Source organism: Actinobacillus equuli (genome assembly GCF_900636745.1).
Classification (GTDB): Bacteria; Pseudomonadota; Gammaproteobacteria; order Enterobacterales; family Pasteurellaceae; genus Actinobacillus; species Actinobacillus equuli.
Genome location: NZ_LR134310.1, coordinates 114,894 through 133,502, shown reverse-complemented (window position 1 = coordinate 133,502; position 18,609 = coordinate 114,894). Strand labels below are relative to the sequence as shown.

General features: G+C 41.0%; 16 protein-coding genes. 9 read left to right on the top strand and 7 right to left on the bottom strand.

What is annotated here, in order from left to right; all coding sequences use genetic code 11:
• Position 1 precedes the first annotated feature (1 nt).
• The 7 genes from EL121_RS00585 to EL121_RS00555 all read right to left on the bottom strand — a co-directional run bounded on the left by EL121_RS00585 (position 2) and on the right by EL121_RS00555 (position 4,915).
• Positions 2-1,129 (bottom strand): AAA family ATPase, encoded by a 1,128-nt coding sequence (locus EL121_RS00585; RefSeq protein ID WP_039196984.1) that lies wholly within the window; start codon positions 1,127-1,129, stop codon positions 2-4.
• Between the two features lie 121 nt (positions 1,130-1,250).
• A complete protein-coding gene (locus tag EL121_RS00580; protein WP_039196982.1) occupies positions 1,251-1,751 on the bottom strand; it encodes a hypothetical protein in 501 nt (166 codons plus the stop codon).
• Complete coding sequence (locus tag EL121_RS00575) at positions 1,748-3,136, bottom strand: type II and III secretion system protein family protein (RefSeq protein WP_039196980.1); 1,389 nt, start codon at positions 3,134-3,136, stop codon at positions 1,748-1,750. Before EL121_RS00575 ends, EL121_RS00580 begins: the two co-directional genes overlap by 4 nt.
• A complete protein-coding gene (locus EL121_RS00570) occupies positions 3,126-3,932 on the bottom strand; it encodes an SAF domain-containing protein (RefSeq protein WP_039196979.1) in 807 nt (268 codons plus the stop codon). Before EL121_RS00570 ends, EL121_RS00575 begins: the two co-directional genes overlap by 11 nt.
• A 24-nt stretch (positions 3,933-3,956) precedes the next feature.
• Positions 3,957-4,388, bottom strand: coding sequence for an A24 family peptidase (locus tag EL121_RS00565; protein WP_039196977.1), 432 nt, complete (start codon positions 4,386-4,388; stop codon positions 3,957-3,959).
• 39 nt (positions 4,389-4,427) lie between these two features.
• Positions 4,428-4,619: a Flp family type IVb pilin gene (locus tag EL121_RS00560; protein ID WP_039196975.1), complete on the bottom strand. Its 192-nt coding sequence runs from the start codon at positions 4,617-4,619 to the stop codon at positions 4,428-4,430.
• 56 nt (positions 4,620-4,675) lie between these two features.
• Complete coding sequence (locus tag EL121_RS00555) at positions 4,676-4,915, bottom strand: Flp family type IVb pilin (RefSeq protein ID WP_039196973.1); 240 nt, start codon at positions 4,913-4,915, stop codon at positions 4,676-4,678.
• 656 nt (positions 4,916-5,571) lie between these two features.
• Between EL121_RS00555 and rhlB the strand changes: the two genes are divergently transcribed.
• The 9 genes from rhlB to tsf all read left to right on the top strand — a co-directional run bounded on the left by rhlB (position 5,572) and on the right by tsf (position 18,564).
• A complete protein-coding gene (gene rhlB, locus EL121_RS00550) occupies positions 5,572-6,795 on the top strand; it encodes an ATP-dependent RNA helicase RhlB (protein WP_039196971.1) in 1,224 nt (407 codons plus the stop codon).
• A 242-nt stretch (positions 6,796-7,037) separates the two neighbouring features.
• Entirely contained in the window at positions 7,038-7,466 is a 429-nt protein-coding gene (locus EL121_RS00545) for a hypothetical protein (RefSeq protein WP_039198996.1), read from the top strand.
• 49 nt (positions 7,467-7,515) lie between these two features.
• Positions 7,516-9,015, top strand: coding sequence for a helicase HerA-like domain-containing protein (locus EL121_RS00540; protein ID WP_039196969.1), 1,500 nt, complete (start codon positions 7,516-7,518; stop codon positions 9,013-9,015).
• A 191-nt stretch (positions 9,016-9,206) separates the two neighbouring features.
• Positions 9,207-10,238 carry an ABC transporter substrate-binding protein gene (locus EL121_RS00535; RefSeq protein WP_039196964.1) on the top strand — a complete coding sequence of 344 codons (1,032 nt, stop codon included), beginning with the start codon at positions 9,207-9,209 and terminating at the stop codon, positions 10,236-10,238.
• Between the two features lie 131 nt (positions 10,239-10,369).
• Entirely contained in the window at positions 10,370-12,370 is a 2,001-nt protein-coding gene (locus EL121_RS00530) for an ABC transporter permease (protein WP_039196961.1), read from the top strand.
• 245 nt (positions 12,371-12,615) lie between these two features.
• Entirely contained in the window at positions 12,616-14,754 is a 2,139-nt protein-coding gene (locus EL121_RS00525) for a TonB-dependent siderophore receptor (protein WP_039198994.1), read from the top strand.
• Between the two features lie 103 nt (positions 14,755-14,857).
• Positions 14,858-16,642: an ABC transporter ATP-binding protein/permease gene (locus EL121_RS00520; RefSeq protein ID WP_039196960.1), complete on the top strand. Its 1,785-nt coding sequence runs from the start codon at positions 14,858-14,860 to the stop codon at positions 16,640-16,642.
• 263 nt (positions 16,643-16,905) lie between these two features.
• Positions 16,906-17,622 carry a 30S ribosomal protein S2 gene (gene rpsB / locus EL121_RS00515; RefSeq protein ID WP_014991581.1) on the top strand — a complete coding sequence of 239 codons (717 nt, stop codon included), beginning with the start codon at positions 16,906-16,908 and terminating at the stop codon, positions 17,620-17,622.
• A gap of 96 nt (positions 17,623-17,718) precedes the next feature.
• Complete coding sequence (gene tsf, locus EL121_RS00510; RefSeq protein ID WP_039196959.1) at positions 17,719-18,564, top strand: translation elongation factor Ts; 846 nt, start codon at positions 17,719-17,721, stop codon at positions 18,562-18,564.
• Positions 18,565-18,609: the final 45 nt, after the last annotated feature.

Sequence of the window (18,609 nt, the reverse complement as noted above, 5' to 3'; positions counted from 1 at the left end):
GTTATTTAAAGAGTTTTTGGAACAAGGAAGCACCTGCTTTTTTATTACGTTGAGCTGCTTGGCGAGAGAGAATGCCAATAACTTTCATTGCAAGCGTTTCCATTTCTTTTTTGCCTTGACGACTTAAATTTGCCGTAAGTACGGTATCTTTATCGGTCGATTGCTTGTTATAAGGAATCACACCATCTACTTCACATTTAAGTAAACGTTCGATATCTGCGGCAGCCATCAGTTTTGCCGTTTCTTGTTTGTGGTCGGAAATACAAACAAAGGTACGAATTAATCTACCTGTGTTCGCTTTCATTCGCTCACATTCATCTAAGAACTGTTTTGCTACACGTAATGAGCTGATTTTACGTTCTACCACCAATACGAAAGTATTACTGTGCTGTAATATAGCCGGGTAATCTTCTTTACTTACGTTAAAGATAGGTTGGTCGTAAATGATAAAATTATATTTTTGTAACGTTTCGCTAGCTAGTCTGGACGGTACGCCACGGAATAAGTCCAGATTTTCCGAATATTCGGCAATGTCACTTTGTATTTTCTTGTCGAACAATAAATCTAAATCTTGAGAGCCGTTCGAACCTTGTGCGAGCAATACCGGTACTTTCTTCTCGGCTGCGATGGTTTGAGCGATATGCGAGCTAATAAAACTTGCACCAATACCGCCTTTACAACCTAACACCGAAATTTTGATAGTGTGGCGTACTAATGGAATGTTCACTCCACCTAAGATACGTGCCACCATTTGGGTTAATTGCGTTTCGCTATTGAAATACAACACGCCCTGTTCTAATAATTTTTGAGAAAGCGAAATAGAGTCGCTTTCACCCACTACACAGCACCATACGTTTTGTGGGATAACGCTGTGAATACGACCGGTAATTTTGGTCAGGTTGGTTTCGCTTTGAATATCAACGATCACACCTAAAGTTTCTTCCGCCGAGAATGCAAGTTTTTCCGCATCAAAAAAATTCGCGTGAATCACATCAATATTTTCAAGTCCGCGAGAACGAAGAAGTTGAGCAATATGACTATTAATGCCATTTTTTTCAGAGATAATGACAATTTTGCGGATGCTATCAACACCTTCACCGCCATAACCTTCTTGATCGAGCAATAACATAATTAAATCCTTTCTAGTTATTATTTGAATTGGGATTGCCGTTTAGCATTGAGCTTCTCTTATATCGGTGATTAAAGACCTCTCAACATACGATATAAAAGCAGCAATCCCGCATGGAATCCTAATATTTAAGTTGCACTTGGTTATTATGTTTGAGTGCACAATCGTGGTATGAATCGAATCCCATATGATCTTCACCGGTTTCTACTTTACACAGTGAAGCGCGCTTAGCAATTTGGCGAATTTCCACGTAAAGCGGATAAACACTATTTTGCGTTTTGTAATGTTCTACATGAATAGCCGGTTTAACGTGTAAATCTTTTAAACGCTTGCTAATGTTTTTCGCCAATTTTTTTGCAGAGGCTTCATGAGAAATAATGTAGATAGCTTGGCTATCTTTATCACTTGACGTATGGCGTCTTACATCCGAAATCAGGTTTTCAAATGCAACATCCGACTGGTTCGCTAACACAAAGCGTTTTACCATCAGTGATTTGTTGGAAACCAACTCACTATGAGTTGGCTGTACCGGGCGAATTGTTTTTGGTAGTTCTGTGCTAGCCATGGCATAGGTGGTTAGTGTCAGACCTAAACCTGCACAAATTGTGATTAATTTTTTCATTGGATAAACCCACCATTTTTTAAGAAGTTAGAAGTTAACGTTTTGTGATAAACATTTTTCAGTGACGTACTGTTAAAGAAACGTTCCATCGTGCCGGTGTTTTCAAATGTCGGGTAAAGTACTTGTGAGCCGTCCACCGGTTTCACTAGATTAACTGTTGCTACCACAACTAACTCTTTACTTTCACGCGATGAATTTGCGCTACGGAAAAATGCGCCTAAAATCGGTACATCGCCTAAGAAAGGCACTTTCTTAATTCCTTCAATATCTTGTTTGTTGAGTAAGCCGCTGATAATAAAGCTTTCACCATTACCTACTTCGAAAGTCGATTTTGAACGGCGAGTGTTAAAAATCGGAATATGGTTATCATCAATTTCGTAGTTACCCGCAATGGTGCTTACCGATTGTGATAACAATAAACGGATTCGATCGCTTTTTTGTACTTTCGCACCTACGGCAAGTTTGATACCGAAGTCTTTGTAAAGTACGTTTAATTCACCGTCTTTGTTTCTTTGCACGAAAGGTACTTCGCCGCCGACTAAAATATCTGCGGTTTCACCCGAAAGCATTGAGATATTCGGCTCGGCTAAAATTTTGCCGTTGTTTTGGTTATCTAATGCGCTTAATAACACATTTAAATTGTTTGAATTAACCAGCGCTAATTGACCGCCGCCTGTACCAAAGCCACCGCTAATTGAAGCGTTACCTAAATTACGGAAGAAGTTACCGCTTAGGTTGCTCCAGTTAATCCCAATTTCGTCCGAGAAGGTTTTGTTCACTTCGGCAACGGTTAATTTCACGTTGATTTGTGTTGCGTCATCTTCTTTCGCGTTATTAATTACGCCTTCGTATTGGTATTTATCTAAGAAAGGTACATCTTCTTCAGATTCATTAAGTTTTAATTTAGCTTCGATAACTTTTTTACCAGCCCCGAGCGACTCGCCGACAATTCGGTTGATCTCTTCGCTCTCGGCGGCGTTTTTTGCTTTTCCCTCAATCACATAAGCTTTACCGATTTTTTTAACCGAAAGGTTACTGTTTGGGAAGCGTGTTTGAATTTGCTCGTTGGTTGCCGCAATGTTATTGATAGTGTTATTTACGTTAATGAAATCTTCGGTTAACGGCGTGCCGTCCACATCAAACGCCACGATTTCCGCACGACCTTCCGCTTTGGCATATAACATGAAGGTGTTGTCGTCTAAGATTTCGTAATCGGCAACATCCGGAGAAGAAACGAAAACCGTATCAATTTTGGCATCAGTTTTAATCAGTTGACTTTGCCCTTGTTCAAGGGTAAAGGTTTTTGCCGATGCTGCATGAGAAAAGGCAAATAAGCCTAGCAAGGCAGAGCAGATCAATGTTTTCGGAAATAAATTAGTTCGCATTATTTTTTCCTCGTAATTGGCGAATAAACATACCTCGATGATTAATAGCTTTAGCTGCGGCATCGGTTGGTAAAACAATTAATTTGGCTTGTTTATCAAGTGAATAAAATGCTTTCAACATTGAAGCGTCCACTTTTAAGCTGATGTAGCCCAAGAAATCTTTGTTATGGCTTGAATCTTGTTTATTTTCTTCCGCAGTGAACGTTTTTACTTGCAACACGGTAAGATTATCAACCAGTTTCACTAAAGATCCTTGGTCTCTTTCACGGTGAGCGAGGTCTGTTTGTTGGCTAAATACTGAAACAGTGTCGCCGCTACGCACAGAGTCTAAAATATATTGTTCGTTGTTTTGGATATACACACGGTATGCCACTTCTTGATTCGGGTTAATGCTAAACAGAATAAAGCGCGGGTCATTCGGTGTAACCAGTAATTCCGGTTGTACTAATGAGCCGGCTTTAATATTTTCTGTCGCCACAAAACCTTGTAGAGACGGGGTATTTGCCGTTTCAAGTAAGCTTTTTAAATCAGAACTGATCATTGGGCTGGTTTCCGGCACGGTTAATTCCGAAAGGGTATAATCTTCCGCTTGAATTAACGTGCCTTTTGTGACGTCTCGATTTAGCGTTGCAGTGGTAATCACTTTCGTCACCACTTCAGGTTGCTTCGGCGCTTCGGCACTTGCCGCTGCACTTTCGGCTTGGTTGGCATCTTCTGCATTCGGCAGCATAAAGAGCCCACCAAAGCCGATAACGAGAATGAAGGTCGAGATGATAAATAGCACTCTATAGTTCATTTGTTATTTCCTTAGGTTTAGATTTTAATAATTAAAAAGTAGTAAGGTGGTCAGAAAACCAGCACTAATTGCGATGCCGTAAGGCAATCCTTTTTCTCGAATGGACTGTCGATAAAATAGCCAGCCGATAATGATGAGCAACAAACCCGCACAGGCGGTTAAAAAAAGGAAAAAAACTGCAAAAGGTGATGGAACCGCCAACATTAACACCGCAAGCAATTTCACATCGCCGGCGCCGATAATATTGAACAGAAAGAGTATGAAACCGATGGCTAAACAAAGCAGGGCAGGCTGCCAAAACAGCGTGCCATGCATTAAATAGCTAAAGGGAATAGTGACCAACAATAATGCCATAATGATTCGGTTACTAATCAGGCGATAGCGGAGGTCTGTCCAACAAAGCGTGAGTAGTAAACCAATCATTATGGCAAGGAGGGTAGTAATAAAGAGTGTCATAAGAGATGTCCTTATCGTTATGCCCTTTAAGGGGCGCCGCTAAGCCGTGCTTAACAGCGCCGTTTTAACCAGCTCGGTGAGCTGGTTAAATTTTTTCAAGGTTTCATCAATGAAACTTGCCTCACCATATAAAATCGCTACAACCGTAACCGCCATTGTTACTGCGATTAAGCCATATTCTATGGCGGTTACACCTTGTTGTTGCAGATAAAACTGTAATAGTCTTTTCATATTTATATTGGAAAGGAGTTAGAAATCTTATGCTATAAACATAAGTTGCGATAAAATTATTTTACTTTTAATTTATCGCCGGTTGCGCTATTAATTGATTCTGTGAGCGTTCCGAATTTCTCTTTCAATTTCACGATAAAGCCATCTTCGTTATAGAACACTGCGATAATTAAAATTGCCAAAGCAACTGCAATTAAACCGTATTCGATTGCGGTTACACCTTTTTGGTTTTCTTTAAAGCTACGGATACCTTCAGTTACTGCGATATAAGCTTTTGTAGATAAAGTTGATAACATTTTAAAAATCTCCTTAGATTGTAAGTAATATCAAAAATTAATTGCATGAATGATTTTGCTAGTGCATAACCGCCGTTATGCGTTAGCGGGGTGTATATTAAATTCAATTTTGTAAATTGTAAATATCAACTTAAATCAATGTAATATTGAGTAAGATTTATATTTGACGGGATTGATAATATATTGTGGTTTTTTTGTTAAAAAATATAGCATTTACCTATTTTAAGGTGTTTTGGGGTATAAAACCCGGAAAATTCAGCAAAATTAGCGATTTTTTGTGTATTTTTGTGAGTTGTGTTGTTGTGTAAAAGTTAATGATTGGTGATTAAAATGGCGGGTTTTTGTAGAATATTTAATCTGGTCTAACCAGTGAGATGAGCCAAATAAAACGTTTTATTTGAATAAAAATTCAACTATTTTGTGTGTTTTATCTATTTATGTAAATTAAATAACAAGGTTGCTTTACCAAATGTCAGTAAGTGTAAGTAAATATTAAGAGCGAAAATGATTAATTTGCAAGCAATTTATAACACAGCGGAGCAGTAGTTGGGAATACAATTGGTGAAATAATCGCCGGCTACTCAATATTTCGCTTCTATGATATGCTTACGGCGGATGCTACGGCTTTAAATTGAACAATCAAAAGGAGATTTGCGATGTCAAAACATCTCACCGAACAGCGTTTTATTGATTTTCCGATTCATGAAAATGTAATTGCGGCACTCGACAGTAAAGGATTTGAGTTTTGCACCCCGATTCAGGCAAAAACCTTGCCAATTACTTTAGCAGGCAATGATATTGCCGGACAGGCGCAAACCGGTACGGGTAAAACCATGGCGTTTTTGGTTGCAACTTTCCACCATTTATTAACTCATGATATGCAAACGGCAAATAATCAGCCTCGTGCATTAATTTTGGCACCCACTCGTGAGCTTGCGGTGCAAATCGGTTCGGATGCCGAGCTATTGGTAAAACATTCGGATTTAAAATTAGCACTTGCTTATGGCGGTGACGGCTATGAAAAGCAATTGCAGGCGATTGAACAAGGCGTAGATATTTTAGTGGGTACCACCGGTCGTGTAATTGATTATGTCAAACAAGGCGTAATTAATTTAGATAAAGTGCAGGTGGTGGTATTAGATGAAGCGGATCGGATGTTTGATCTCGGCTTTATTAAAGATATTCGCTATTTAATGCGTAAATGCCCGAAACCGGATCAGCGCTTGACGATGTTATTTTCCGCAACACTTTCGCCGCGTGTACGAGAGTTAGCTTATGAAGATATGGATAATGCGCAATATATTGAAATTGAACCGTTGCAACGCACCGGACATCGTATTAAAGAAGAACTGTTTTATCCGTCTAATGAAGATAAGATGGCTCTGTTGCTTACTTTATTAGAAGAAGAGTGGCCGGAACGTTGTATGATTTTTGCCAACACAAAGCATAAGTGTGAAGAAATCTGGCGCTATTTGGCAGCGGACGGGCATCGTGTGGGGCTGTTAACCGGTGATATTGCACAGAAAAAACGTTTGGCGCTGTTAGATAGCTTTACCAAAGGTCAATTAGATATTTTAGTGGCGACCGATGTTGCCGCGCGAGGTTTACATATTCCGGAAGTTACCCACGTATTTAATTATGATTTGCCGGATGATCGCGAAGACTATGTACACCGTATCGGGCGTACTGGTCGTGCCGGTGAGAGTGGTCATTCGATTAGTTTTGCATGTGAGCGTTACGCAGTAAATTTACCGGCGATTGAAGAATATATCGGCCATGCGATTCCAGTAAGCCAATATGACGGCAGTGCATTATTAGCATTACCGAAGCCGGCACGTGCGGCGAGAGCGCCAAGACACCCGCAAGCAAAACGCCGTTAATGCCTTTTATTGCTATATAAAAGAAGCCTCCGTAAGTTGCTTACTGCGGAGGTTTCTTTTTTGCAAAAAATTTGCCGCTACATAATTCCGAAGACATTGCGAAATTTAACCGCTTGCTATGAGTAAAATTACTTTTACAAAACTGAAAATTTATTGTAGATTTGAGCGCTTTTTTGAGGTCGTACCACTTTTGTGGTGTTTAAGGAGTCTATCAAATGCTTGATAGATGTTTTGGAGTTGCAATGAAAAAACTAAAATTCACATTATTTACTACTATTCCTTTTTTACTTAGCGCTTGCGGTTCGGTGGATACTGAAACGGTATTGGAAGATCTGGGTAATTTAGGCAAGCTGTTTGAAGCAGAAAAACGTCAGGGTGTACAAGTGACAAAAGGCTATCCGGAGCCGAAAGCAGTTACTTATGCTCAACAACAAAAACAACCCAAAAGTTTAGAAAAACAAACGGTTAAGCATGGCAGAATTAATACCACGCAATGTAAAGATGCAGATGATTGGTATTTAGACGGCTACCGTGTCGGCTATTCATTTACCGCTCAAAAAGAGGCGATGTATCAGCAGCGTGTGAATTATTGTAAGGGAATGCTTTCCAATGCTAACCAGTTCCAACAAAATTGGGAAAAGGGCTTTAAAGTTGGGGTGAAAAAAGCATAAAATGATAGCGTTCAGTTTATGATAAACGTCATTATTTAAGAGATCCAATATGGCACAATACGCACTCGCCCAAACGAAAACAGGGCAAATTATTTCATTAAATTCAAAAATGGCAAACCGTCACGGCTTAATTGCCGGTGCAACGGGGACGGGTAAAACGGTTACATTACGTAAATTTGCAGAAGCCTTCAGTGATGACGGTGTGCCGGTTTTTTTAGTTGATGTAAAAGGTGATCTTTCAGGGCTTGCACAAGCGGGCAGTTTATCCGGCAAAATTGCAGAACGTGTCGAACAATTCCAATTAGGCGGTGAGAGCTATTTAAGCGGTTATCCGGTTTCTTATTGGGATGTGTTTGGCGAAACGGGGATTCCGCTTCGCACCACCATTTCGGAAATGGGGCCGATGTTGCTTGCTCGTTTATTAAATTTAAACGAAACGCAAGAAGGTTTATTAAACTTGGTTTTCCGTGTAGCGGATGATCGCGGTTTATTGCTCATCGACTTAAAAGATTTACGTGCGCTACTTAAATTTGTGGCGGAAAACGCTAAAGAATTCCAAGTGGAATACGGCAATGTTTCGGCGGCGAGTGTCGGTGCGATTCAACGTGCGTTATTGGCACTTGAAAATGAAGGTGCAACGAATTTATTCGGTGAGCCGGCGTTAAATCTACAAGATTGGATGCAAACCCGTGACGGTAAAGGTGTGATTAACGTACTCAATTCAGAGAAGTTAATTAATTCGCCTCGTATGTACGGTGCGTTTTTATTGTGGTTTATGGCGGAATTGTTCGAAACCCTACCGGAAGTCGGCGATCCGGAAAAACCGAAATTTGTGCTGTTCTTTGATGAAGCGCATTTATTGTTTGACGGTGCGCCAAAAGTGTTGGTGGATAAAATCGAACAAGTGGTGCGTTTAATTCGTTCGAAAGGGGTTGGCGTGTATTTTGTGACGCAGAACCCGTTAGATTTGCCGGATTCGGTATTAGGTCAGTTAGGTAACCGTGTACAGCATGCTTTACGTGCCTTTACGCCACGTGATCAAAAAGCGGTGAAATCGGCGGCGGAAACCTTCCGCGCTAATAAAGGTGTGGACGTGGTTGAAGCGATTACCCAACTGGGTGTGGGTGAAGCGCTGATTTCGGTGCTCGATGAAAAAGGTATGCCGACACCGGTGGAAGTGGCGTATATTCATCCGCCGAAAAGTCAATTAACCCCGTTATCGGCGGCGGAGCGTGATACATTAGTGAAACAAGATGACTTGTATGCTTATTACAGTCAATATGTTGATAATGAATCAGCGTATGAATTATTGAATGCGCAAGTTGCTCAAACTCAAGCGGCTCAGCAACAGGCTGAAGCGCAACAGGCGGAAGAAGACAGCAATTTCTTTGGCGGTATGATCGCTTCGATTTTCGGCACGAAAAAGAAAAAAGATCAAACCATTGCCGAGCAAGTGGTGAGTGAAGTGACTAAATCGGTAGCGAAAAAGCTGACCAACCAAGTTTCTAAACAAATCATGCGTGGCATCTTAGGCGCAATTACTAAGTAATTGTTTTATTTAGATTGCCGGTTACAAGCGGTCGTTTTTGTGAAATTTTTTGCAAAAACGACCGCTTGTTATTTTATTAGAGTTATTTGTAAATCTGACCCCATTAAAATGTTAATTTCTGACCCTTTAAATCATGCCTGTTTATCTTGAGAATGGCGCACTATTTTCGGTAAATAAAAAGGATAAGCATAATGAAAGCAAAATTAACAGCGTTGGCTTTAGTCGCAGGTGCAACATCGGCACTATTGGGGGCCAATACGGCTCAGGCGGAAGGTCGTTTAACCGTTTATTGTACGGTGCAAAATGAGGTATGCGAAAATTTAACCCAAAAGTTTGCGAAGCAATATCAAGTGGAAACGCAGTTTATTCACGGTGGAACCGGTACGATTTTCGGCAAAATTAAAGCGGAAAAAGACAATCCGCAAGCGGATATTTGGGTTGGCGGTACGATTGAACCGCATTTCCAAGCCGGAGAACTTGGCTTATTAGAAAGTTATCGTTCGCCAAAACAAGCGGAGATTTTGCCGCAATTTAAATCACTAATGGAAAAACGTGGAGATAAAACCTCGATTATCTATATGTTAGTGCTAGGTTTTGGGGTAAATAGTGATAAGTTACAGAAATTGGGCGTGAAAGCACCGCAAAACTGGGAAGATTTGTTGAATCCGCAATTTAAAGGCGAAATTCAACTGCCGGATCCGAGATCTTCAGGTACAACTTATACGATTATGGCAACACTTATTCAGAAATTGGGTGAAGAAAAAGCGTTCGAATACCTCAAGAAATTAAATGAGAACGTATCGCAATATGTAAAAAGTAACTTAGTCACGGCAAATCTTTCTCGTGGCGAAAGCACGGCAAGTATCGGTTTTGTGCATGCTTATGCCACAGAAAAGGAAAAAGGTGCGCCGGTTGAAATGGTGATTCCACAAGGCAAAGTCGGTTATGCGTTAGGCGGTGCGAGTATTATTAAAAATACGCGTAATTTAGAGAATGCTAAATTATTTATGGATTACGTACTCAGTGCCGAAGCGCAAGAGTTGCCGTGGCGAGAGCATGGTGTGTACCAGATTCCGACCAATGTGAATGCGAAAGCTTCGCCAAGTTCGGTTGACCCGAAAGAACTTGATTTATTGGATTTCGATTTTGATAAATTCGGTTCGAGTGAAGAAGGTAAGCGTTTGATTGATAAATGGCTTACTGAAATTAAATTAGCGAAATAATTTTCTTTGATAACAAGCGGTTGAATTTCTTCCAAATTTTACAAACAGCATTTGCAAAATTTCGGCTAAATTTAACCGCTTATAAACCACGCTATGTCGTGGTTTCTTTTTTTGAATAGCACAAACCCTTTATGTTACAACGTTTTTCTCATTCTTATTTTTGGATCTTATTAGCATTGCTTGCCTTTGCTTATTTGCCCTCGCAGGCGTTAGATTACGGCTTATTCGGTGCAACCAAAGGCGAACTTGTTGCGGCAATGGGCTGGAGTAACGTTAATATCAGTTGGCTTTGGTTTGGTGGTTTACTGATTTTTCCAGTGTTTCGTTACAACAAAGATCTCACTTTACGCAGCCGAATTGAATTGGGTTTGGCGTTGTTACTCATATTTTTTCTGTTATCTTCCGCCGTTTATCTTAACTATCGTTTCGGCTATGCGATTATTTCTCTTGCTTTAGCACTATTAGCAATCAGCAGCAATGCGTTGGCGAATTTAAAAGTGTTACAAGCCGATCGTTTTATGATTGTGAGCTTGTTAGTGGTGGTATTGACGATAGCGCTTTTTATTTTATATCCGATCACCACAATTTTTAGCACGATGTTCAGCGAAGGCAATGCGTTTGTGATCCTAGAGCAAAGCTATCTTTTACGAATTGTTTGGAACTCGTTAAGCGTATCGGCAACCGTAGGCGTGCTATCCACTGTTCTTGGTTTATGTTTTGCGCTTTATACCACTCGTATTGCAACCAAACGTACTCGCTTGCTCAGTAAGTTTTTTTCGGTGTTACCGATGGTAACGCCACCTTTTGTAGTCAGTTTGGGCATTGCGTTAATGCTTGGGCGTTCCGGCTATATTACAGACTTTTTGGTGGAATATTTCGGCTTTAGTGCAAACTGGCTGTATGGTTTTACAGGTATCGCCGTTTCGCATACCTTAGCACTTACACCGATGGCATTTATGATTTTAGAGGGGGCGTTAAAGTCATCTAACGTGGTGTTGGAAGAGGCGAGCTATACGTTACGAGCAAACAGTTTGCAAACTTTTCGCTTTGTGTTATTACCGCTGCTCAAACCGGCATTAGCCAATTCGTTTTTGGTAATTACCGTGCAGTCGCTCGCCGATTTTAGTACACCGTTTGTGTTGGGCGGTAATTTCGATGTATTGGCGAGCCAAATTTATTTTTACCTTGTCGGCACGCAATTAGATTATGCGGCGGCAAGCGGTTTAGGCGCAATTTTACTCGGTTTTTCATTGTTGTTTTTTCTGATTCAGTATTGGTGGATTGGTAAAGGGTCTTATGTCACGGTATCCGGAAAGGGGTTTCGAGGTACATTCCAGCCGTTACCAAGCGGTCTAAAAAGCCTAATTTTTTGCATACTCGCCGCTTGGGTCGGTTTTACCGTTTTGCTGTACGGCTCGATTTTTTACGGCAGCTTTACCGTAAATTGGGGCGTGGATCATAGCTTTACCTTAGAAAATTATCGCAAGTTATTTGGGCAAGGCTTAGATCAGGGCGGTTTCCCATCATTGATTCAAACGGTATTGTTCTCGCTGATTGCCGCTCCGATTAGTGCGGTATTGGGGTTATTAATCGCTTATCTTCTTACTCGCCATAGCTTTGTCGGTAAGCAAAGTTTGGAATTTGTTACCTTACTTTGTTTTGCCGTACCGGGAACGGTTGCCGGCGTGTCTTATGTGGTGGCGTTTAATCATTCGCCGCTTTATCTCACCGGTACGGCGGCGATTATCGTTTTGTCGATGGTGACACGTAATATGCCGATTGGTATGCGAGCTTGTATGGCGGCATTGCAGCAATTGGATAAATCACTCGATGAAGCCTCGTTTTCATTAAGAGTGAGTTCACTGAAAACCTTATTGTTTGTGACGTTACCACTATTAAAACCGGCATTTTTATCGGCATTGGTGACTAGTTTTGTTCGTTCGATGACCACAATTAGTGCGATCGTGTTTTTAGTTTCACCAAGTACCCGAGTGGCGACATCTTATATTCTGAATAGAGTTGAAGACGGGGCATACGGATTGGCGGTGGCATACGGTTCGACTTTAATTATGGTGATGATGCTGATTATCGGCTTATTCGGTTGGCTGATGAAAGATCAACGACAGTTTTAATTTCTTTCGTGTATTGCTAACAAGCGGTTGTTTTTACTCAAACTTTTACAAAATTTGAGCTAAAAATGACCGCTTGTTGTTTGTTTGGCAATTACTTTGTAAATAAAAATAAAAAAATGGAGGAATCGGAGTGATTTCTATTGGAAAGATAGGTATGATTCTTAGCTATGATTGAGAATTATTTTCAATCAGTAAAACCTATTAATTTAGGCGTTTTTTCATTAATTATTTACGGAAGTATTGGCATGAAATTCAAATACAGTGTGATCTATAGTGCATTATTTGTTTTACCTTCAATCGCAATGGCAGATGAAACGGCAACGCTGGAACAGGTGAACGTCAGTGCGCAATTTGAAAAGGCAAAAGCGGCAGGCGATAAACAAAAAGAAATTGTGAATTTGAGTTTGCTGGGCAGACAAACCGCCTTCACTTCGCCGATTTCCGTGGTCAATTATGATGAGAAAGCGTTTGAAGATAAGGCACCTCGTAATGTAGTGGACGCGATTGCGAAGACCGATGCTTCGGTAATGAATTTCGGTGGCGAAACCAATACGTTATCCGGTGTGTATGTGCGTAACTTGCAATTAGATATGCGCCAAGTGAGTGTAAACGGTTTGGCAGGTTTGTATTCGACTTATAATTCCCCGACTGCAGCGGTAGCTTCAGCTCAATTGATTAAAGGCGCTTCTACCGCAACTACCGGTATGGATCCGGAAGGTTCTGCCGGTGCCTCAATGAATATCGAAACCAAACGTGCAACCGATGAAGACATTAATAAAATCGGCTTCGGTTGGTATAGCAATAATCGTTTACAAGAAACCTTCGATTTCGGTCGCCGTTTCGGGGCGAACAACGAATGGGGCGTGCGTGTAAGCGGTAAATATCGTGACGGCAATACTGCACGTAATGATTATGATGAAATGAATAAAGAATTAGCGATCGGTGCGGATTATCGTGGCGATGCGCTGCGTGTCGGTTTGGATTATATGTATAGCAAACGAGATACTGATGGCGGACGTGCACGTTTACAGGACTTGCAAAATCTCGCTTATACCGTTCCTTCTGCGCCAAACGGTAAAACCAACTTGAATCCACATTGGATCGGGCAGACTACCGAAGATGAAACCGTGATGGGAACCTTCGAATACGATTTAGCTTACGGAATGATGTTATCCGGTGGTTTAGGTCATATGGAATCTCGTTATTCGGGCGCATTTGGACAGATTACCAAACCTGAACAAAACGGTAATTTTGAAGTCAGCGGTATTCGCGGCATCGACTTCCGTTCTCGTACCACCAGCGGTAATTTGAAGTTACAAGGTGATTTTGAAACAGGAGCTATTTCGCATAATTGGAATTTAGCGTTTGATTCAGTGGTACGCCAACGAGATCATGACCAAAGCAGTAAAACTAACGGAAAAATTAAAGGCGCTACAATCTATGCACCAAGCTTTGCGCCGTTAAAAAACTTTGATTTAACTGCAAATACCCAAGGAGTGGATTCAAAACTGAGTGCCAATAGCCTTGCATTCGCAGATACCTTAGGTTTTATTGAAAATAGCGTTCGTCTAACTTTAGGCGGTCGCTTCCAGTGGATTAAGCAACAGGATAAAAAAGCCGGTACGGAAGTGAAAGCGGATCGCTTTAGCCCGATGGTAACCCTTGCTTATGTGCCGAATCCGGATTTAGTGCTTTACGGCAACTATTTGGAAGATTTAGAACCGGGTAATATTGATGTTGAAACCGGCGAAATGAATAGCCCTCGTGTTAGCAAACAAATCGAAGTGGGAGTGCGTAAAAATTGGGATAACTGGCTCACGACCACACTAAGTGCTTATGAAATTCGCCGCCCGGGGATTATTCGTGGTAATAAAGCCGCATTGAAAGCACTTGCGGGTAAAGAGCATGGCAAAGAACGTAACCGTGGGATTGAATTTAATACCTATGCGAGTTTGTTTGATAATACGTTACGTCCATCATTAGGTTTGACTTATAACCAAGCGAAATTATTTGATTTCCCAACGTATAAGGATACTTTTGTTGACGGCGTACAAGTCACCAGCCCTCGTTGGATGGCAAAAGCGAATGTGGAATGGGATACGCCGTTTGTGGCTAACTTAACGCTGAATGCCGCACTACAATACTATGGAAAATCTTACCAAGACACTTCAGCGAATTATCGTTTGCCGTCTTATACTACGGTAGATTTCGGTGCGAAATATGTGGTGAAAGTAGCGGATAAACAAACGCTAACTTTACGTGGCAGGGTGGAAAATGCCTTTAACAAACGTTACTGGCAGGTACAACGTGGTCAATATGACCGCAGTTTTGCCGTGTTAGGTATGCCTCGTACTTACTGGGCAAATATGGAATATTCATTCTAAATAGGCTTTGGCAAGCGGTCGGATTTTGCAAAAAATTTGCCAATTCCGACCGCTTGTTTTTTTGTGCGGAAACGTAATTTGTTATTTTTTAGACAGTGGTTAAATGAACTGGCAAACAGAATTAAATAATAGTTTTTTGTGGTTGATAAGTGCGCTTTGTTGTGTGTCTGCCGGACTTTTGCTGGCGGGCAGGTTACTCAAACAAACCGAGTTCGGGCAGCGCTTTTGGCATATCACTCGACCTTGTTGGCAAAAAAGTCATAAAGGGAAAACACTCGGCTTACTTTTATTGCTGATCTTTTTGATTTTATTGGAAGTGCGTATCAGCGTATTAAACACCTTTTTCTACAATGGCTTATATAAATCGTTGCAAGACAAAGCGGTCGAGGCGTTTTGGTTTTTTGCGGGGATTAATGCGTTATTGGTGATCGTGAAGATTGTTCACTCGATTATCAATTATTTTCTTACCCAATCGTTTGAAATTAAGTGGTTGGAAAAGCTTAACGGTGAGATGTTAAATCGCTGGTTGCAAAATAAAAATTACTATTTGCTACAGTATGAGAAAACGTTGCCGGATAATATCGATCAACGTATTGAGCAGGACGCAACTGCTTTTGTAACGGGGACGGTGGAAGTCACTCGGGGTGTGATTAATTCGATTGTGGCAACGATTGAATTTACCATTATCTTATGGGGACTTTCTGGACTGTTAACTCTATTTGGTGTGGATATTCCAAAGGGTGTGGTGTTCTTTATTTATCTGTTTATCATTTTTGCGACTGCTTTATCGGTTTGGATTGGGCGACCGCTGATTCGTTTGAATTTTAATAAAGAAAAATTGCAAGGGGATTACCGTTATTCGTTGATTCGTGTACGAGACAATGCCGAAAGTATCGCTTTCTATTCGGGGGAATCACGAGAACAGCATAATTTAACCGCTAAATTTGATTATATTATTGCCAATCGCTGGAAAATTGTGCGAAAGATGTTGGGGTTAGACGGTTTTAATACGGGGGTAACACAAGTGGCAATGATTTTACCCTTAATGTTACAAGCACCACGATTCTTCGCCGGACAAGCAACATTAGGCGATATGCACCAAACGGTACAATCATTTAATCGCTTAATGCGCGCATTGTCTTTTTTCCGCTTGTTTTATGAAGAATTTACTTTATACCAAGCTCGTTTGAATCGTTTATACGGTTTTTTCACTACGTTGGATAAGCTTGATCAAATGCCGGTAAATACGCCTTACCCGTGTTCAAGAGGCTTTGTGTTGAAAGATTTTGGGGTCAAAGACGCAAGCGGTCAAATTTTGCTGAAAAATATCAATATTGAATTACAAGCTGGAGATTCATTGTTGATTCAAGGGGCTTCCGGTACGGGCAAAACCACCTTATTAAAAGCATTGGCGGGGATTTATCCGTTTGAAACCTTCGGGGTAGCGGAACGTGCTTGCTTAGAACAACCGCTGTTTTTACCGCAACGCCCTTATGTGCCGCAAGGCAGTTTGCGTGAGGCGATTTGTTACCCTAATTTAGTCGTGACGGACGAACAGTTAAAAGCAGCAATGCAGCAGTGTTGTTTGAGCAAGTATGTAGATTCGCTGGATTTCGATACCGACTGGCAAGCAACGTTGTCGCCGGGCGAATTGCAGCGAGTGGCTTTTGTGCGTATTTTATTGGCGAAACCGGAGTTGATCTTCCTCGATGAAACGACTTCGGCGTTAGACGAACCGACTGAAGCGATTTTGTATCGGACAATTCGAGAGCGATTACCGAATAGTATTATCATTAGCGTAGGGCATCGTTGTACTTTGCAGCAGTTCCACAATAAGCAGATTAATTTAACCGATCGAGAGTGTTGCGAGTGCATTAATTGCGGCTAATACAAGCGGTTAAATTTGCCGGTATTTTTGCAAAAAACTGCTGGTAATTTTGTCCGTTTTTTGGCATAATTCGCCCCGTTTTTTGTCTGAAGAATTTTAGGCGAAAAACATTCACATTTATTTTTTAACACTAAAACACACACATATCGCAAGCTAATGATCGGGGTGCTACGTAAGTGGTTGATTTATTAGGATATGTGGAGGCTAAACCCCGCTTTGTCTTTCATAAGTGACAAAGCAAACAACATTTAAGGAAAATTCTTATGGCACAAGTTTCTATGCGCGATATGCTTAACGCGGGCGTTCACTATGGTCACCAAACTCGTTACTGGAACCCAAAAATGAAACCATTCATTTTCGGTGCACGTAACGGTGTTCACGTAATCAACTTAGAAAAAACTTTACCTTTATTCAACGAAGCTTTAGCGGAATTAACTCGCATTTCAAGCAACAACGGTAAAATTTTATTCGTTGGTACAAAACGTGCAGCGTCTGAAGCAGTTAAAGCAGCAGCAGTAGATTGCCAACAATTCTACGTAAACCACCGTTGGTTAGGTGGTATGTTGACTAACTGGAAAACAGTACGTCAATCAATCAAACGTTTAAAAGATTTAGAAGCTCAAACTCAAGACGGTACTTTTGACAAAATCACTAAAAAAGAAGCGTTAATGCGTACTCGTGAGTTAGAAAAATTAGAGTTAAGCTTAGGCGGTATCAAAGATATGGCTGGTCTTCCGGATGCAATTTTCGTAATCGGTGCTGACCACGAACATATCGCAATCAAAGAAGCAAACAACTTAGGTATTCCGGTATTTGCTATCGTTGATACAAACTCTACGCCAGACGGTGTTAACTACATCATCCCTGGTAACGATGACGCAACACGTGCAATCCAACTTTACTTAGACGCAGCATCAGCAGCAGTTAAAGAAGGTCGTGGTTCAAACGTTGAAGCTGAGTTAGAAGCGACAGCTGAATAATCGTTATTAAGGCATAGCCCTTAAATCACTTTGGAGCAGGGGCGATTTTTTATCCCCCTGCTTTTCTTATCTAATTCAACCTTAGAGGAATACAAAATGGCTGAAATCACAGCATCACTCGTAAAAGAACTTCGTGAACGTACTGGCGCAGGTATGATGGAATGTAAAAAAGCGTTAGTTGAAGCAAACGGTGATATCGAATTAGCAATCGACAACATGCGTAAATCAGGCCAAGCTAAAGCGGCTAAAAAAGCAGGTAACGTGGCAGCTGAAGGTGTTATCTTAGCTCGCGTTGCTAACGGTTTCGGTGTGTTAGTTGAAATGAACTGCCAAACTGACTTCGTAGCAAAAGATGCTGGTTTCTTAGAATTAGCAAACGAAGTTGTTGATTACGCAGCAGCAAACAAAGGCATCGCAATTGAAGCATTAGCGGCACAATTCGAAGAAAAACGTGTTGCGTTAGTTGCTAAAATCGGTGAGAACATGAACATCCGTCGTGTTCAATACTTAGACGGTAACGTAATTGCACAATACTTACACGGTGCGAAAATCGGTGTATTAGTTGCTGGTGAAGGTTCAGAAGAAGAATTGAAGAAAGTTGCAATGCACGTTGCAGCATCTAAACCAGAATTCGTAAACCCAGAAGACGTTTCTGCAGACGTAGTTGCTAAAGAACGTGAAATCCAAATCGAAATCGCGATGAACTCTGGTAAACCAAAAGAAATCGCTGAGAAAATGGTTGAAGGCCGTATGGCTAAATTCACTGGTGAAGTTTCATTAACTGGTCAAGCATTCGTAATGGATCCTTCACAAACAGTTGGTGCATACTTAAAATCAGTAAACACTTCTGTATCTAACTTCATCCGTTTAGAAGTTGGTGAAGGTATCGAGAAAGTTGAAACTGACTTCGCTGCAGAAGTTGCTGCAATGCAAAAAGTTTAATTTTCGGTATGAAAATAGAAAAAGCAGGCTTTGGCCTGCTTTTTT

Coding starts and splice junctions, on each gene's coding strand:
- EL121_RS00555 (WP_039196973.1), bottom strand. CDS start 4,915: ATGTTATCAACTTTATCTACAAAAGCTTATATCGCAGTAACTGAAGGT.
- EL121_RS00535 (WP_039196964.1), top strand. CDS start 9,207: ATGAAAGCAAAATTAACAGCGTTGGCTTTAGTCGCAGGTGCAACATCG.
- EL121_RS00540 (WP_039196969.1), top strand. CDS start 7,516: ATGGCACAATACGCACTCGCCCAAACGAAAACAGGGCAAATTATTTCA.
- EL121_RS00560 (WP_039196975.1), bottom strand. CDS start 4,619: ATGAAAAGACTATTACAGTTTTATCTGCAACAACAAGGTGTAACCGCC.
- EL121_RS00525 (WP_039198994.1), top strand. CDS start 12,616: ATGAAATTCAAATACAGTGTGATCTATAGTGCATTATTTGTTTTACCT.
- tsf (WP_039196959.1), top strand. CDS start 17,719: ATGGCTGAAATCACAGCATCACTCGTAAAAGAACTTCGTGAACGTACT.
- EL121_RS00580 (WP_039196982.1), bottom strand. CDS start 1,751: ATGAAAAAATTAATCACAATTTGTGCAGGTTTAGGTCTGACACTAACC.
- rhlB (WP_039196971.1), top strand. CDS start 5,572: ATGTCAAAACATCTCACCGAACAGCGTTTTATTGATTTTCCGATTCAT.
- EL121_RS00565 (WP_039196977.1), bottom strand. CDS start 4,388: ATGACACTCTTTATTACTACCCTCCTTGCCATAATGATTGGTTTACTA.
- rpsB (WP_014991581.1), top strand. CDS start 16,906: ATGGCACAAGTTTCTATGCGCGATATGCTTAACGCGGGCGTTCACTAT.
- EL121_RS00575 (WP_039196980.1), bottom strand. CDS start 3,136: ATGCGAACTAATTTATTTCCGAAAACATTGATCTGCTCTGCCTTGCTA.
- EL121_RS00585 (WP_039196984.1), bottom strand. CDS start 1,129: ATGTTATTGCTCGATCAAGAAGGTTATGGCGGTGAAGGTGTTGATAGC.
- EL121_RS00570 (WP_039196979.1), bottom strand. CDS start 3,932: ATGAACTATAGAGTGCTATTTATCATCTCGACCTTCATTCTCGTTATC.
- EL121_RS00520 (WP_039196960.1), top strand. CDS start 14,858: ATGAACTGGCAAACAGAATTAAATAATAGTTTTTTGTGGTTGATAAGT.
- EL121_RS00530 (WP_039196961.1), top strand. CDS start 10,370: ATGTTACAACGTTTTTCTCATTCTTATTTTTGGATCTTATTAGCATTG.
- EL121_RS00545 (WP_039198996.1), top strand. CDS start 7,038: ATGAAAAAACTAAAATTCACATTATTTACTACTATTCCTTTTTTACTT.